The 14,606-nt window shown below is 71.3% G+C and carries 11 protein-coding genes and 1 tRNA gene; 9 read left to right on the top strand and 3 right to left on the bottom strand.

The features are described 5' to 3' along the window. Positions 1-43: 43 nt before the first annotated feature. Positions 44-373 carry a tyrosine-type recombinase/integrase gene (locus B0I31_RS20735; RefSeq protein WP_106616983.1) on the top strand — a complete coding sequence of 110 codons (330 nt, stop codon included), beginning with the start codon at positions 44-46 and terminating at the stop codon, positions 371-373. Positions 374-424: 51 nt separating this feature from the next. Here the strand turns inward: B0I31_RS20735 and B0I31_RS20730 are convergent. Then, a tRNA-Lys gene (locus tag B0I31_RS20730) sits at positions 425-500 on the bottom strand. Between the two features lie 155 nt (positions 501-655). Between B0I31_RS20730 and B0I31_RS20725 the strand changes: the two genes are divergently transcribed. Continuing rightward, complete coding sequence (locus B0I31_RS20725) at positions 656-1,513, top strand: exodeoxyribonuclease III (protein WP_106616982.1); 858 nt, start codon at positions 656-658, stop codon at positions 1,511-1,513. Positions 1,514-1,520: 7 nt separating this feature from the next. Here the strand turns inward: B0I31_RS20725 and B0I31_RS20720 are convergent, their stop codons facing one another. After that, the gene (locus B0I31_RS20720; RefSeq protein ID WP_106616981.1) at positions 1,521-2,534 is read right to left on the bottom strand and encodes an FAD-dependent monooxygenase; all 1,014 of its coding nucleotides are present in this window, start codon (positions 2,532-2,534) and stop codon (positions 1,521-1,523) included. A 57-nt stretch (positions 2,535-2,591) separates the two neighbouring features. Here B0I31_RS20720 and B0I31_RS20715 point away from each other — a divergent pair, with 57 nt between their 5' ends. The 5 genes from B0I31_RS20715 to B0I31_RS20695 all read left to right on the top strand — a co-directional run bounded on the left by B0I31_RS20715 (position 2,592) and on the right by B0I31_RS20695 (position 11,898). Then, positions 2,592-3,137 (top strand): TetR/AcrR family transcriptional regulator, encoded by a 546-nt coding sequence (locus tag B0I31_RS20715; RefSeq protein ID WP_219910747.1) that lies wholly within the window; start codon positions 2,592-2,594, stop codon positions 3,135-3,137. A gap of 49 nt (positions 3,138-3,186) precedes the next feature. After that, entirely contained in the window at positions 3,187-4,407 is a 1,221-nt protein-coding gene (locus tag B0I31_RS20710; RefSeq protein WP_106616980.1) for a hypothetical protein, read from the top strand. Between the two features lie 80 nt (positions 4,408-4,487). Further along, a complete protein-coding gene (locus B0I31_RS20705) occupies positions 4,488-5,069 on the top strand; it encodes a hypothetical protein (RefSeq protein ID WP_106616979.1) in 582 nt (193 codons plus the stop codon). Continuing rightward, the gene (locus B0I31_RS20700) at positions 5,069-7,066 is read left to right on the top strand and encodes an SPFH domain-containing protein (RefSeq protein ID WP_106616978.1); all 1,998 of its coding nucleotides are present in this window, start codon (positions 5,069-5,071) and stop codon (positions 7,064-7,066) included. Before B0I31_RS20705 ends, B0I31_RS20700 begins: the two co-directional genes overlap by 1 nt. After that, positions 7,063-11,898: a DNA repair ATPase gene (locus tag B0I31_RS20695; RefSeq protein ID WP_106616977.1), complete on the top strand. Its 4,836-nt coding sequence runs from the start codon at positions 7,063-7,065 to the stop codon at positions 11,896-11,898. Before B0I31_RS20700 ends, B0I31_RS20695 begins: the two co-directional genes overlap by 4 nt. A gap of 156 nt (positions 11,899-12,054) precedes the next feature. Here B0I31_RS20695 and B0I31_RS20690 read toward each other — a convergent pair whose 3' ends face one another. Further along, complete coding sequence (locus B0I31_RS20690; protein ID WP_106616976.1) at positions 12,055-12,573, bottom strand: excalibur calcium-binding domain-containing protein; 519 nt, start codon at positions 12,571-12,573, stop codon at positions 12,055-12,057. 130 nt (positions 12,574-12,703) lie between these two features. On the opposite strand from B0I31_RS20690, the gene B0I31_RS20685 reads away from it, so the two are divergent. Together B0I31_RS20685 and B0I31_RS20680 are read left to right on the top strand one after the other, a co-directional pair. Then, on the top strand, positions 12,704-13,540 hold the full coding sequence (locus B0I31_RS20685; RefSeq protein WP_106617078.1) for an oxygenase MpaB family protein: 837 nt from the start codon (positions 12,704-12,706) through the stop codon (positions 13,538-13,540). A gap of 167 nt (positions 13,541-13,707) precedes the next feature. Next, positions 13,708-14,535, top strand: coding sequence for a glutamate ABC transporter substrate-binding protein (locus B0I31_RS20680; RefSeq protein WP_106616975.1), 828 nt, complete (start codon positions 13,708-13,710; stop codon positions 14,533-14,535). Positions 14,536-14,606: the final 71 nt, after the last annotated feature.

Genomic DNA, 14,606 nt, shown 5'->3' with positions numbered 1-14,606 from the left:
AGCGCGCGAGCGACCGATTCCGCTCCCCGATTGGTGCGTCGCGATGCTCGTGGAAAGGCGCTCGAAGGCACTGAACCTCGACGGCCCGATCTTCCCCAGCCCGACCGGGACGATCCGTGAAGCAACCAACGTCCGCAATCGCGCATGGAAGCCGTTCATCGCTCGAGCGGGCTACGAATGGGTGACTTTCCGAACCTTTCGGAGGACGGTCGCGACGCTGCTCGACGAGGCAGGTCTGACGGCGAGGCAGATCGCCGACCTGCTCGGTCACTCCCGACCGTCGATGACCCAAGACGTCTACATGGGTCGCCGGTCACCGGGACGTGCGGCGGCGGACGCGCTCGGGGCTGTCATCACCGTAAGTGAGGGGTAAATGGGGATTCGACTTCGCTGAACCCTGGCCCAACCGCTTGACCAGGTAGTTTGGTGGGCCGCCAGGGACTCGAACCCTGAACCCGAAGATTAAAAGTCTCCTGCTCTGCCAATTGAGCTAGCAGCCCTTGACCGACAGCTTACCGAGACCGGGGCGGTCGGTGAGCGGGGTGGTCGGGGCGGTGGTGTGGGTGGTGTCACGTCTTGTCCCGGTGGGAGGGTCGCAGTGCTGGTCAGAGGGTTGGTGGGCGTCGGGGGTGGGTGTTCGGACTACCGTGGGTGTGTGCGGGTGGCTACTTGGAACGTGAACTCGGTCAAGCAGCGGGTGCCCCGGTTCTTGCCGTGGCTCGACCAGCGGCGGCCCGATGTGGTCTGCCTGCAGGAGACGAAACTCGCGGACGACGCGTTCACGGCGCTCCTCGGCGAGGAGCTGTCCGGCCGCGGGTACGAGGTGGCGGTGCACGGGGAGGGCCGGTGGAACGGCGTCGCCATCCTGTCCCGGGTCGGGTTGGACGACGTGGTGGACGGGCTCGCGGACGGGCCCGGGTTCCCGGAGCCCGAAGCGCGGGCGGTGGCGGCGACGTGCGGTGGGGTGCGGGTGCACTCCGTCTACGTGCCCAACGGGCGCACGCCGGACTCCGACCACTACCACTACAAGCTGGCCTGGCTGGCTGCGTTGCGGGACGTGGTGGCGGCCGGTCCGGAGGACGCCGTGGTGTGCGGTGACGTCAACATCGCGCCCGCCGACGCCGACGTGTTCGACCCGGCGGCCTACGTCGGCCACACGCACGTGACCGCGCCCGAACGGGAGGCGTTGGCGGCGCTGCAGGCGGTCGGGCTGCACGACGTGGTCCGCGACCGGTGGCCGGACGAGCGGGTCTTCACCTACTGGGACTACCGGGCCGGGATGTTCCACCAGGACCTCGGCATGCGCATCGACCTGGTGCTGGCGTCCACGCCGGTGGCGGCACGGGTGCGGGCGGCGTGGGTCGACCGGCACGCGCGCAAGGGCACCGGGCCGAGCGACCACGCACCCGTGATCGTCGACCTGGACGAGGCACCGGACGGCGACATCGGCCCGGTCGTGCCGCCGCCCTCCGCGCCGCGCACCCGCAAGACGGTGAAGCTGCCCCAGTCGTAGCCCCGTCCTAGCCCGCCAGCTCGTCGCGCTCCAGGTCCGCGCTCCACGGCGACTTCGGCGCCAACGCCAGCGCCACCCGCAGACCCGCGTCGCGCACACCGGTGAACCGGCGCATCCGGGCCAGCCGGTTGAGCCACAACGACCCCGCCGCCAGCCGTCGCGTCACCCGGCGCCGCGCCGAGTCGTACCGCCGCAGCCCCGCGTCGACGTCACCGGTCAGGCACTCCGCCAGCACCACCCCGTCGATGATCGCCTGGCACGCGCCCTGCCCGAGGTCCGGTGTCATGGCGTGCGCCGCGTCGCCGAGCAACACCACCCGCCCCGAGACGTACGACGGCAACGGCGGCACGTACAGCAGCTCGTGCCGCAGCACGTCGGTGGCCGCGGCGAGCACGCGCGGGATCGGGTCGTGCCAGTCGGCGAACTGCCCGAGGTCCGAACCCATCGCGTACCAGTTGGTGCGCCCGTCAGCCTGCGGCGTGAGGCCGAACTTGCCGCCGCGGCCCCACGTCTCGCCGCCGGTGTCGACGGGGAGGTCCACGGTCCCGCGCCACCCGATCGCTCCCGAACGGCGGACCGGCGCGTCGAACAGCTCGCCGCGCACCGCGCTGTGGATCCCGTCCGCGCCCACGACCAGGTCGTACCCGGCGCAGTCCGCCAGGCCCGCCGCCGTGCCGAACCGGACCACCCCGCCCGGCAGCGCGCCCGCGAGCACCCCGAGCAACGCCGGCCGCGTGAGCAGGTGCACCGAACCCGCCGCGATGGTCCCGATCACCGTCCCGTCCGGCTTGCGCACCAGCCCGTCCGCCTGCCGCCGCCCGACCCGCCGGGCCGCGTCACCGAGCCCCAACCGGTCCAGCGCGGACAGGGCGTCCGGCCAGATCCCCAGCCCGGTCCCCACCTCCGGCAGCGCGGCCGAGCGCTCGAAGACGTCCACCTCCCACCCGTGCCGCCGCAACCCGATCGCCGCGGCCAGGCCGCCGACACCGCCACCGATCACCGCTGCCCGTCGAAATCCCATGGCGGCCAACGTACTACAGCTGTAGTGAGCACGACTACGGGTGTAGTGTCACGGTTGATGACCAGGCAACAGCAGGTGCTCGACGCCGCGATCCGGGTCCTCGGCACGGGCGGCCCGCGGCAGCTCACCCACCGCGCCGTCGACACCGAGGCCGGCCTGCCGCAGGGCTCCACGTCCAACCACTTCCGCACCCGCGACGCCCTGGTCAGCGCCGTCCTCGGCCGCCTCCTCGACCACGAGACCGCGCTGTGGGGCGGCCTGTCCGGTGACGTCACGACCCCCGAAGCGTTCGCCCGCGCGGTCGGCGCGCTGGTCGAGGGGCTGGCCGAGGACCGGGTCCTCACGCTCGCCCGCCACGCGCTGTTCGTCGAAGTGGCCCAGCGCCCCGAACTGCGCGGTGACGTCGACCGCGCCCACCGCGAGATCGCGAGCTGGGCCGTACCGCTGATCGCGGACCTCGGCTCGGCCGACCCGCCCGCCGACCTGGCCCTGCTCCTGGCCGTGATCGACGGCCTGCTGGCCAACCAGCTGGCCAACCCGAGCCCCCGCTTCGACCCGGCGGCGGCCGTCCGCACGGTGCTTCGGGGGATGCTCGCCGGTTGACCGCTCCGCCATCATGTGCGCCGACCCACGACCCGGAGGAGCGGCGACGGTGACCGACCACGTGACGCAGGCGTACCTGGACGACGAGAGCCTGCACGGGGTGATGGGACGGCTCGACCTGCCACCGGCCCTGCGCGCCGCCTACGGCCACCGGCTGGTCGACCGCCCGTTCTTCCTCGACGAGTACACCGCGCACGACGTCGCGGCCGACGTGCTGGACTTCTTCGAGCTGCTCTTCTCCTTACCCCGCAAGATGTTCGGCGGCAGCTTCACCCGGTTCGCCGAAGCCCTCGGCATCCCGCCGGAGGAAGCCGCGATCATGGGCTCCGACCGACCGCCGATGCACGGCCGCGCGGACATCTACCGGGTCGGCGACGACTTCCGCCTGCTGGAGGTCAACGCGGGTTCGCAGCTCGGCGGCCCGGACCTGGGCGAGCTGTCCCGCGTCATCCACTCCGACCCCGGGTTCCAGCCGTTCGTGCGCGAGCACGGCCTGGGCTACTTCCACCCGGTCGAGAAGCTGCTCGACGCCGTGGGCCGTGACCGCACCATCGCGTTCCTCGAAGAGGGCGGGATGCTGACCAGGTTCGCCAAGGGTTTCGCGAGCTTCCGGGAGACCTGCGCGCGGCTGGGCGTGGACGTGCTGCTCGGCGAGCTCCACGAGCTGACCACCCGCGACGGTTACCTGTACCTGCACGGCACGAAGCTGGACGTGGTGGTCCGGTACTTCTCCGCGACGCAGGCCGTCAGCCACGCCGAGACCTTGGCCAAGGGCCACAAGACCGAGCTCTACACACCGCTGTCGAGCTACTACTACGGCAGCAAGTCGACCATCGCGCTGCTGTCCGAGCACCGCGAGGTGCTCGACGACGACGAGAAGGCGTTGGTGGACCGGCTGGTGCCGTGGACCCGTTCCGTGCGGGACGTGCCGCGCGACCGGCTGCGCGCGGACCGGGAGAACCTGATCGTCAAGGCGGCGGGCGGGTTCGCGGGCGCGGGCGTGCACCCCGGCTGGCTCATGACCGACCGGGACTGGGTGGAGATGCTGGACGACGTGGTGAAGCAGCCGTACGTGGTGCAGGAACGCGTGCGGCCCACGCCCGACGTCGTGCCGGGCGACGACCGGCCGTGGCTGACGACGTGGGGCTGGTTCGTGACCGACCAGGGGTTCGCGGGCATGAGCATCCGGTCCATGCCGTTCGCCGATGGCGCTGTGGTGAGCTACGCGGGCAACCCGCTGACGCGGGTGTCCGGTCTGCTCGTGCACTGATCGGGGTGGTCCGACCGCGTTGCGTCATTCCCCTCAGGTTCCCGCCGAAATCGAGTTAGGGTCCTGCGAAAGGGGGGTACATGGGGGAGTTCTTCGCGGCGGCGCTGGGTTTCCCGGTCGCGGTGCTGAGCGTCCTGCTGGTGATCGTGGTGGCCTACTGGCTGCTGGTCGCCTTCGGCGCGGCGGACGCGGACTGGGTCGAGCTGGACGTCGGCGGTGTGCCCGCGACCCTCGGGATCTCCCTGCTGATCGCCTTCTCCTGGTTCGCGTCCCTGGCGGGTGTCGTGGTGTTCGACCCGCCTTCGGTGCTCGCGGGCACGGGCGTGCTCGGCGGGGCGCTCGTCGTCGGTCTGGTGCTGACCCGGGTGGTGATGACGCCGCTGAAGCGGCTGTTCCCGACCGATCCGCCCGCGTCGCGGCTGGACTTCGTCGGCCGCACGTGCGTCATCCGCACGGGTCGCGTGACGCGGACGTTCGGCCAGGCGGAGGTCACCGCCGGGGACGGCTCGTCGGCCGTCGTCCAGGTGCGGCAGCCGGGCGACGACCCGCTGACCGCCGGCACCACCGCGCTGATCTTCGACTACGACGTGGACGGCGAGTTCTTCTGGGTCGCGTCCCTCGACATCGGACACAGCCCGACTCTCACACGGGGGGACCACTGATGGATGTCATCACCACCGGGTTCGGCATTCTCGTCGCCGTCGTCCTGGTCGTCGTCATCGGCTTGCTGATCCTGATCAGCCGCCTGTTCCGCAAGATCGACCAGGGCAAGGCGCTGATCATCTCCAAGGTGCGCAAGGTGGACGTCACGTTCACCGGCGCCGTGGTGCTGCCGGTGCTGCACCGCGCGGAGATCATGGACATCTCGGTGAAGACCATCGAGATCCGCCGCGCCGGGCAAGAGGGCCTGATCTGCCAGGACAACATCCGGGCCGACATCCGGATCACGTTCTTCGTGCGGGTCAACAAGACCGTCGAGGACGTCATCAAGGTCGCCCAGGCGATCGGCACGGCCCGCGCGAGCGACGAGCAGACGTTGCAGGAGCTGTTCAACGCCAAGTTCTCCGAGGCGTTGAAGACGGTCGGCAAGCAGCTCGACTTCATCGACCTCTACACCAAGCGCGACGAGTTCCGCGACCGGATCATCCAGGTCATCGGCACCGACCTCAACGGCTACAGCCTGGAGGACGCGGCGATCGACTACCTGGAGCAGACGCCGATGGCGCAGCTCAACCCGTCGAACATCCTCGACGCGCAGGGCATCCGCAAGATCACCGAGCTGACCGCGATCGAGCACGTGCGCACGAACGAGTTCACCCGGCACGAGGAGAAGGAGATCACGCGCCAGAACGTCGAGGCGCGCGAGGCGATCCTGGAGCTGGAGCGCCGCCAGGCGGACGCGGAGATCAAGCAGAAGCGCGAGGTCGAGACCATGCGCGCCCGCGAGGAAGCCGAGATCGCCAAGGTGCAGGCCGAGGAACGCCTCAAGGCCAACACCGCGCACATCCGCACGGACGAGCAGCTGGGCATCCAGACCGAGAACAAGGCGCGCGAGATCGCGGTGGCGGAGAAGAACCGCGAACGCGTGATCGCGATCGAGACCGAGCGCATCGAGAAGGACCGGATGCTGGAGGTCATCGGCCGGGAGCGGGAGACCGAGCTGTCCCGCATCTCCGCGGACAAGGAGCTCGAAGCCGAGAAGCGGTCGATCGCCGAGGTGGTGCGCGAGCGCATCGCGGTGGAGAAGACCGTGGCCGAGCAGGAGGAGATCATCAAGCGGCTGCGCGCGGTCGAGGAGGCCGAGCGGCAGCGCCAGACCGTGGTGATCAGGGCCGAGGCCGAGGCGCAGGAGGGCCTGGTCAAGGACATCAAGGCGGCCGAGGCCGCCGAGCAGGCCGCGAAGTTCAAGGCCCGCGAGGAGCTGCTGCTCGCCGAGGCGCGGCAGCAGGCCGCCGAGCTGGACACCCGCGCGATGATCCGGCTGGCCGAGGGCAAGCAGGCCGAGGCGGCGGCGAGCGGGCTGGCCGACGTGCAGGTGCGGGAGCGGGACGCGGAGGCGATCGAGAAGGTCGGCCGCGCCGAGGCCGTCGTGGAGAAGGAGAAGGCGCTGGTCGCCGCGCTGGCGATCCGCGAGAAGCTGAAGGGCGAGGCGGAGGGTCTGGCGGACAAGGCGGGCGCGATGGCCGCGTTGGACGGCGCCACCCGCGAGCACGAGGAGTACCGGCTGCGGTTGGAGGCGGACAAGGAGGTCCGGCTGGCCGGGATCGACGTGCAGCGGCAGGTGGCCGAGTCGCAGGCGCTGGTGCTGGCCGCGGGCCTGGAGAAGGCCGACATCGACATCGTCGGCGGCGACAGCATGTTCTTCGACCGGATCGTCGGCGCCATCACGATGGGCAAGCAGGTCGACGGGTTCGTCGAGCACTCCGACGTGGCGCGGACGCTGGCCGGGCCGTGGCTGGACGGGTCGGCGAGCTTCACCGACGACATCGGCAGGCTGCTCGGCTCGATCAGCACCGGTGACGTGAAGAACCTGACCGTGTCCGCGCTGCTGCTCCAGCTGATCAACTCCGGTGGCCCGGACGAGGGCAAGCTGCGCGAGCTGCTGGCCGCCGCGCAGCGCCTGGGCGTGGCCGAGCGGCCGGTCGCCTCGCTGTCGTGACCACGTCAGTGGAAGCGGCGCCGGCGGGGGCGACGTTGGAGGCGGGCACCTACGAGGTGCTGCGGGCCCGGCTGGCCGAGCAGGCGGCCGGGCTCGCCCGCCGGGCGGAAGCGCTCAACGCGCGCCGCCTGGAGGCGTTCGGCAGCGCCGAGCTGACCCTGCTGGGCACCGAGCGCATCCGCACCGAGCACAACTGCGTGCCGCGCGACGTGGTCCAGGTCGCCGGGCTGATGCTGTTCGGCTACAACGTCTTCATCGGCCTCAAGCCGGAGACGACGGTCGACGACGTGTTCTCGCTGCACCGCTTCACGCGTGACGGCGACGCGTTCCGGTTCGAGGACGCGGCGGACGACGAGCTGCCCGGCCTGCTGCGCGACCCGCGGTTCGAGAAGGACTTCGCCGAGCTCTACCGGTACTACCGGGACACCAGGCTGATCCAGCTGCGCCGGGTGGAGGGCAGGCTGCTGGCCGTGTTCCAGACAGGTGCCCGGATCGAGGACATCCGGGTGCTGCGCTGGCAGGTCGGCGTGGACGGCAGCGTGAAGTACCTGGACAACCGGGGCGAGCGCGACCACGTGTTCCCGCCGTCGCACGACTTCGAGTGGGTCGTCACGGGCCGCGAGCACCACGTGCTGGGACGGCACCCGCACATCTCGATCGAGGACGAGGTCTTCGTCGAGACGATCAACGGCGACCTCACCATCAAGGTGGAGAACAACACCGAGACCGGCGAGGGCGTCTACACCGAGCCGGTCGACGAGCCGCTGCAGTCGCTGGCGGACGGCGACGTGCACTACGCGCGGGTCGGCTCGCTGATCCTGCTGCGCATCCGCCCGTACAACGAGACCGCGTGGCGGCACCTGGTGTTCAACACCCGCACCCGGTCGGTGGTGCGGCTGGACGGCATCGGCCAGGCGTGCCAGCGGCTGCCCGAGGACCAGGGCCTGATCTTCCCCGGTGGCTACTACCTGGCCACGGGCGTCAGCAAGACGTTCGACACCCCGGTGGACGAGCTGGAGTTCGAGCGGGTCATCCGCTCCACCAACGGCGAGGACGTGCTGTACGTCTTCCACGCCCGCCGCGACGGCCGGTCGCTGCTGCTGCCCTACAACGTGATCCGCAAGGAAGTGGCGAACCCGCTGTCGTGCCACGGGTACTCGCTGTTCGACGACGGCACGCTGGTCGTGTTCCGCGCGATGAGCGACGAGCCGACCCGCGTGCACCCGATGCAGGTGTGGCAGACGCCGTACCTGTCCGACGCCTACGCCGCCGCGCAGCCGGTGGGCACGGGGCCGTTGGAGCGGGTCGGGAACGCCGACCTGGTGCGCGGCATCTCCGACTGCTTGTCGGTGACCCGGATGGTCGGCGAGATGGCGCCGTCCGTGCCGGTGTTCGAGGACCTGATCGCCTCGTGCACCAGGGTGTTCGACGCCTACCACTGGCTGGGCGAGCCGGAGCTGGAGGACCTGCGCGCCCCGTTGACGCAGGTCCGTGCGACGGCCGAGCAGGTGCTGGACGAGTTCGAGACCGTGCAGGCGCTGACCGACCAGGCGGCGACGGCGGTGGCCGAGGCCGACGAGCGGATCGCGTCGCTGGTCCGCCGGGTGCGCGGCGAGGTGCCGACGACCGCCGACGCGTGGGTGCGGCAGCTGGCCGACCTGCGGCAGGCGCAGGGGCACCTGGTGACGTTGAAGGAGATGCGGTACGCCGACGTGGCGCGCATCGACGCCCTGTTGTCGTCGCTGGACGAGGAGCTGGGCGGCACGGCGCGGCGCGCGGTCGAGCACCTGCGCCGTGACGACGCGTTCGCCGGCTACCACGGGCAGGTCGAGGAGCTGGTGGCCAAGGCGGACGCGATCGGCACGGTCGCCGAGGCCGGGCCGGTGGTCGAGGAACTGGGCGAGCAGCAGCGCGGCCTGGAGGTGCTGACCGAGGTCGTCGGCTCGCTGGACATCGCCGACGCCACCGTGCGCACGTCGATCCTGGAGCGCATCGGCGAGGTGCTCGGCGGGCTGAACCGGGCCCGGGCCACCGTGGACGGTCGCAGGCGCGCCCTGCTGGCCACCGAGGGCCGGGCCGAGTTCGCCGCCGAGTTCGCGCTGCTGGGCCAGGCGATCACCGGCGCGCTGGCGGTCGCGGACACGCCGCAGCGGTGTGACGAGCAGCTCGGCCGGCTGCTGCTGCAGCTGGAGAACCTGGAGTCGCGGTTCGGCGAGTTCGACGACTTCCTCGCCCAGCTCGGCACCAAGCGCACCGACGTCTACGAGGCGTTCTCGTCGCGCAAGCAGGCGTTGCTGGACGAGCGGGCCCGCCGCGCGGACCGGCTGGCGTCGTCGGCCGACCGGATCCTGGCGAGCGTGACCAGGCGGGTGGCGTCGCTGGCGACGTTGGACGAGGTCAACACCTACTTCGCGACCGACCCGATGGTGGCGAAGGTCCGTTCGGTGGCCGAGGAGCTGCGCGGGCTCGGCGACCAGGTGCGGGCCGAGGAGCTGGACGGCCGGGTGCTGGCCGCGCGGCAGGAGGCGGGCCGCTCGCTGCGCGACCGGCTGGACCTGTTCGACGGCGAGACGATCAAGCTCGGCAGGCACCGGTTCGCGGTGAACACCCAGCCGATGGACCTGACCCTGGTGCCCAAGGACGGCGAGCTGTCGTTCGCCGTCACCGGCACCGACTTCCGCTCGCCCGTGCGCGACCCCGCGTTCGCCGACACCAGGCCGTTCTGGGACCAGCTGCTGGTGTCGGAGACGACCGACGTGTACCGGGCCGAGCACCTGGCCACGTCGATCCTGGCCACGCACCCGGTGGACGCGCTGCACGCCGCCGTCACCGAGGACCGGCTGGCCGACCTGGTGCGGCAGGTGGCCGAGGCGCGGCTGGACGAGGGCTACGAGCGGGGCGTGCACGACCACGACGCGGCCCGGATCCTGGACGTGGTGCTGCGGCTGCACGCGGGCGCGGGAGTGCTGCGGTACCCGCCCTCGGCACGGGCGGCGGCGCAGCTGTTCTGGGCTTCGGCGGACGAGGACGCGCGGGCCCTGTTCGAACGGCGTGCGGTGTCGTTGGGGCGGGCGCGGGAGGCGTTCGGGCACACCGCGGCGATCGACGAGCTGTGCGCGGAGCTGTCCGCGGCGGCCGGTGACCCGTTGGCGGGCGAGTACCTGTTCGAGGAGCTGTGCAGCGCGCCGTTCGGGTTCGCCACGAGCGCCGGAGCGCGCGCTCTGGTCGACGCGTTCCACCGGGCGTTGGGCGGGCGCAAGGAGTTCGACGAGGACTTGCGGGCGGTCGCCGACCTCGCCGTGCGGCGGCGGTTGGTGGAGGGCTGGTACGAGGCGTTCCTGGGCGGACGAGCCGAACCCGACCTGGCAGAGGCGGTGGCGCTGGAGCTGTGCCGCGACCTGCCGCGGCACGAGTCGTCGGCGCAGCTGGAGGCCACCGTCGACGGCCTGCTCGGCACGCACCCGCGGATCACCGACCGGGCGCTGACGTTCCGGCTGGACGAGCTGCTGACCCGCACCCGCGCGTTCCGCGAGGAACGCGTGCCCGCCTACCGGGCCTACCAGCGGCGGCGCAACGAGGTCGTGGCCGCCGAGCGGGCGCGGCTGCGGCTCGACGAGTACCGGCCGAAGGTGATGAGCGCGTTCGTGCGCAACCGGCTGCTGGACGAGGTGTACCTGCCGCTGATCGGCGACAACCTGGCCAAGCAGCTCGGCGCGGCGGGTGACGCCAAGCGCACCGACCAGATGGGCCTGCTGCTGCTCATCTCGCCGCCCGGCTACGGCAAGACCACGTTGATGGAGTACGTGGCCAACCGGCTCGGCCTGGTGTTCGTCAAGGTCAACGGCCCGTCGCTGGGCCACGACGTGACGTCGGTCGACCCGGCGGACGCGCCGAACGCCACCGCGCGGCAGGAGGTCGAGAAGATCTCGTTCGCGCTGGAGGCGGGCAACAACGTGCTGCTGTACCTGGACGACATCCAGCACACGTCACCCGAACTGCTGCAGAAGTTCATCTCGTTGTGCGACGCGCAGCGGCGGATGGAAGGCGTCTGGGACGGCGGCACGCGCACCTACGACCTGCGCGGCAAGCGGTTCGCGGTGTGCATGGCGGGCAACCCGTACACCGAGTCCGGGAAGCGGTTCCGGATCCCGGACATGCTCGCCAACCGCGCCGACGTGTGGAACCTGGGCGACGTGCTGTCCGGGCGCGAGGAGCTGTTCGCGCTGAGCTACATCGAGAACGCGCTCACCTCGAACCCGGTGCTCGCGCCGCTGTCCACCCGTGACCGCAACGACGTGGAACTGCTGGTGCGGATGGCGCGGGGCGAGGACGTGCGGGCCGACCGGCTCGCGCACCCGTACCCGGCGGTGGAGCTGGAGCAGGTGCTGTCCGTGCTGCGCAAGCTGCTGCGCGTGCAGGAGGTCGTGCTGGCGAACAACCAGGCCTACATCGCCTCGGCCGCCCAGTCCGACGCCTCGCGCGTCGAGCCGCCGTTCCAGCTCCAGGGCTCGTACCGGAACATGAACAAGCTGGCGGAGAAGGTCGTGCCGGTGATGAACGACGCCGAGCTGGCCGCCGTGATCGACGACCACTACGCGGGCGAGGCGCAGACCCTCACCTCGGGCGCCGAGGCGAACCTGCTCAAGCTGGCCGAGCTGCGCGGCACCCTCACCCCGGCCCGAGCCGCCCGCTGGGCCGAGGTGAAGTCGGCCTTCGTCCGCTCGCAGGCCCTGGGCGGCTCCACCGACGACCCGACCACCCGCACCGTGGGCGCCCTCTCCCTGCTGACCGACCGCGTGGGCACCGCGCTGGACCGCCTCGCCGACCGCTGAGCGTCGAACTCGGCTTGCCCGAACGTTGGACTCTCGCGCCCCGAACGTACGACTCTCGCGAGAGTCCAACACCCAGCCCGCGTGAGTCGTACGTTCATGCCCCGCGTGTCCTACGTCCACGACCCCCGAGTTCAACGCTCAGGACGGCCCGCACGGTCAGTCGGCGCGTTCGCAGGCGATGCCGTCGCGGTCCCGGTCCAGGTGGTGGCGGTCCCAGCCGACCACCTCGATGCGCGTGATGCCCTGGTCACGCAGCCACTCGCACTCCCGCGTCACCCCACGCGGGAACCGCCACGGCACGCAAGCGCCATCGGTCACGTACGAGTGGTCGCAGTTCGGGCCCCACGACGGCCGCGTGGACGTCGTGCTCACCGGCGTGCTGGACGACGGGGGCGGCTCGGAAGTCGTGGTCGGCACGACCGTCACGGTGGTCGTGACCGGCGGCACGGGCCGCGGCGCGGGCGGGGGTACCACCGCCGGCACCGTCGTCGGCCGCGCGATCTCCAACGTGGTCGTGTACGTCGCGCTGAGCACCCCGGGCTCCACCGGGCTCAGGTGCACCTGCCGCACGTCCACCGGCCGCGGCTCGCCCGCGGTGAGCGCCAACGCCACGACCGTGCCGGACGCCAGCAACAGCGCCACGCCGGCGAAGGCGACACTCCTGCCACTGCTCATCCCGACACCAGCTCCGAGGGCTCCACGGTGTCACGTGGAATCGCTCATCCCGCGGAAGGCGTTACGCCCCAGCCCGTTCCGGCAGGTCGAAGGGGTGACGCCGCACGCCACGACATGACACGATCGGGTGGTGGACGAGGGGTTGCTCGGACCGGGAACCGTGACCTGGCAGCTGCACGCCGACCCCGCCATGTGGGTCGCCGGCATCGCGAGCCTCTACCTGCAGTCCCTGCACCCCCGCGCGGTCGCCGCCATCATCCAGAACTCCGACTTCCGGCAGGACCCGCTGGGCCGCCTCCTGCGCACCGCGGACTTCGTCGGCACGGTCAGCTACGGCTCCACCGAAGAGGCCGAACGCGCCGCCGCACGCGTCCGCGGCGTGCACCGCGCCCTCCGCGCCAAGGACGCCACCGGCAAGAGCTTCCGCATCGACGACCCCGAGCTGCTGCTGTGGGTGCACTGCGCCGAGGTGCACTCCTTCCTCACCGTCCTGCGCCGCGCCGGCTACCGCCTCACCGACGCCCAAGCCGACCGCTACTACGCCGAACAGCGCCGCACCGCCGCCCTCGTCGGCCTGCACGAGCACGAGGTGCCCGGCAGCGTCGCCGAGATGGCCCACTACTTCGCCGCCGTGCTGCCCGACCTCCAGCGCACCGCGGACTCCGAAGTCGTGTACCGGTTCCTGCACCGCCCGCCCGTGGACGGCGTGCTGCGCCTCGGCCTGGACGCCTACGAACCGCTCCTCGGCCACCTCGCCTACTCCGTGCAGCCCGACTGGGCCATCGCCCTGCACGGCCACCGCCCCTACCCAGAACCCGCCGCCACGGCCCTCCTGCGCGCCGTGCGCACCGCCGCGCTGCTGGTGCCCGCACCGATCCGCTGGGGCGTTCCCGAAGGTCACGTGAACAAGGCGATACGGCGACTTGGCCTGCGCGTTGCGCCCAGGCGAGCGCTCCTGCCGTCCTGACGCCGAGTCGCCGGACTCACAGCCCCGATTGGGCCGAACGGTGTAGTGGCATGGACCACTGCGACCTTTATCGCATCAAGAGGACCGCTCGGTTTGCTTAGCATTGCCAACGTCCGGCGCGTCGATCCGCGCCCGCCTTCCCGAGCACCCCGAGAGGTTCGCACCGCATGCTGTTCCGACGACTGCTGCCCGCGACCGCGCTGGTCACGGCCCTCTCCCTGATCGCCGCGTGCGGCGGCGCGAGCGACGACACCCTCGCTGGCAAGGCCGACGACGGCGAGCTGACCATCGGCATCCGGTTCGACCAACCGGGCCTCGGCCAGCGCCGGCTCGACGGCAAGTACGTCGGCTTCGACGTGGACGTCGCCAAGTACGTGGCCGCCCAGCTCGGCGTCGACGAGGACGGCATCACGTGGCGCGAAGCCCGTTCCGCCGACCGCGAGAAGCTGATCGCCTCCGGCCAGGTGGACTTCGTCGTCGCCACCTACTCGATCACCGACAAGCGCAAGGAGCAGGTGTCCTTCGCCGGACCGTACTTCGAGACCGGCCAGGGCGTGCTCGTCCGCTTCACCGACGAGGAGATCACCGGCCCCGAGACGCTGAACGGCAAGAAGCTGTGCTCGGTCAGCGGCTCGACGTCCGCGCAGAAGGTGAAGGAGCAGTTCGCCCAGGACGTGCAGCTGGTCGAGTACGGCCAGTACTCCGACTGCGTCATCGCCCTGCTCGCCGGCAACGTCGACGCGGTCACCACCGACGAGGTCATCCTCGCCGGGTACGTGGCCGAGAACCCCGAGCTGCTCAAGCTCGTCGGCGAGCCGTTCACCACCGAGCGGTACGGCATCGGCCTGGCCAAGGACGACGCCGAGGGCCGGTCGGACGTCAGCGCGGCCATCGAGAAGATGGTCGGCTCCGGCGAGTGGCGGTCCGCGCTGGAGCGCAACATCGGCCAGGCCGGCGTCGAACTGCCGGAGCCACCCAAGGTGACGGAGAAGTAGCTGTCCGGTGGACTTGTGACTTCGGGGAGGTAGTGCTGGGCGTCACCAACCGATACGCTCAGCCACGCAGG

Source organism: Saccharothrix carnea, assembly GCF_003014735.1.
GTDB lineage: Bacteria > Actinomycetota > Actinomycetes > Mycobacteriales > Pseudonocardiaceae > Actinosynnema > Actinosynnema carneum.
Note: the sequence above shows the minus strand (reverse complement) of the source record. Positions and strands in the feature narration are given on the sequence as shown.

Coding starts and splice junctions, on each gene's coding strand:
- B0I31_RS20715 (WP_219910747.1), top strand. CDS start 2,592: ATGACCAGGCAACAGCAGGTGCTCGACGCCGCGATCCGGGTCCTCGGC.
- B0I31_RS20705 (WP_106616979.1), top strand. CDS start 4,488: ATGGGGGAGTTCTTCGCGGCGGCGCTGGGTTTCCCGGTCGCGGTGCTG.
- B0I31_RS20735 (WP_106616983.1), top strand. CDS start 44: ATGCTCGTGGAAAGGCGCTCGAAGGCACTGAACCTCGACGGCCCGATC.
- B0I31_RS20680 (WP_106616975.1), top strand. CDS start 13,708: ATGCTGTTCCGACGACTGCTGCCCGCGACCGCGCTGGTCACGGCCCTC.
- B0I31_RS20720 (WP_106616981.1), bottom strand. CDS start 2,534: ATGGGATTTCGACGGGCAGCGGTGATCGGTGGCGGTGTCGGCGGCCTG.
- B0I31_RS20690 (WP_106616976.1), bottom strand. CDS start 12,573: ATGAGCAGTGGCAGGAGTGTCGCCTTCGCCGGCGTGGCGCTGTTGCTG.
- B0I31_RS20700 (WP_106616978.1), top strand. CDS start 5,069: ATGGATGTCATCACCACCGGGTTCGGCATTCTCGTCGCCGTCGTCCTG.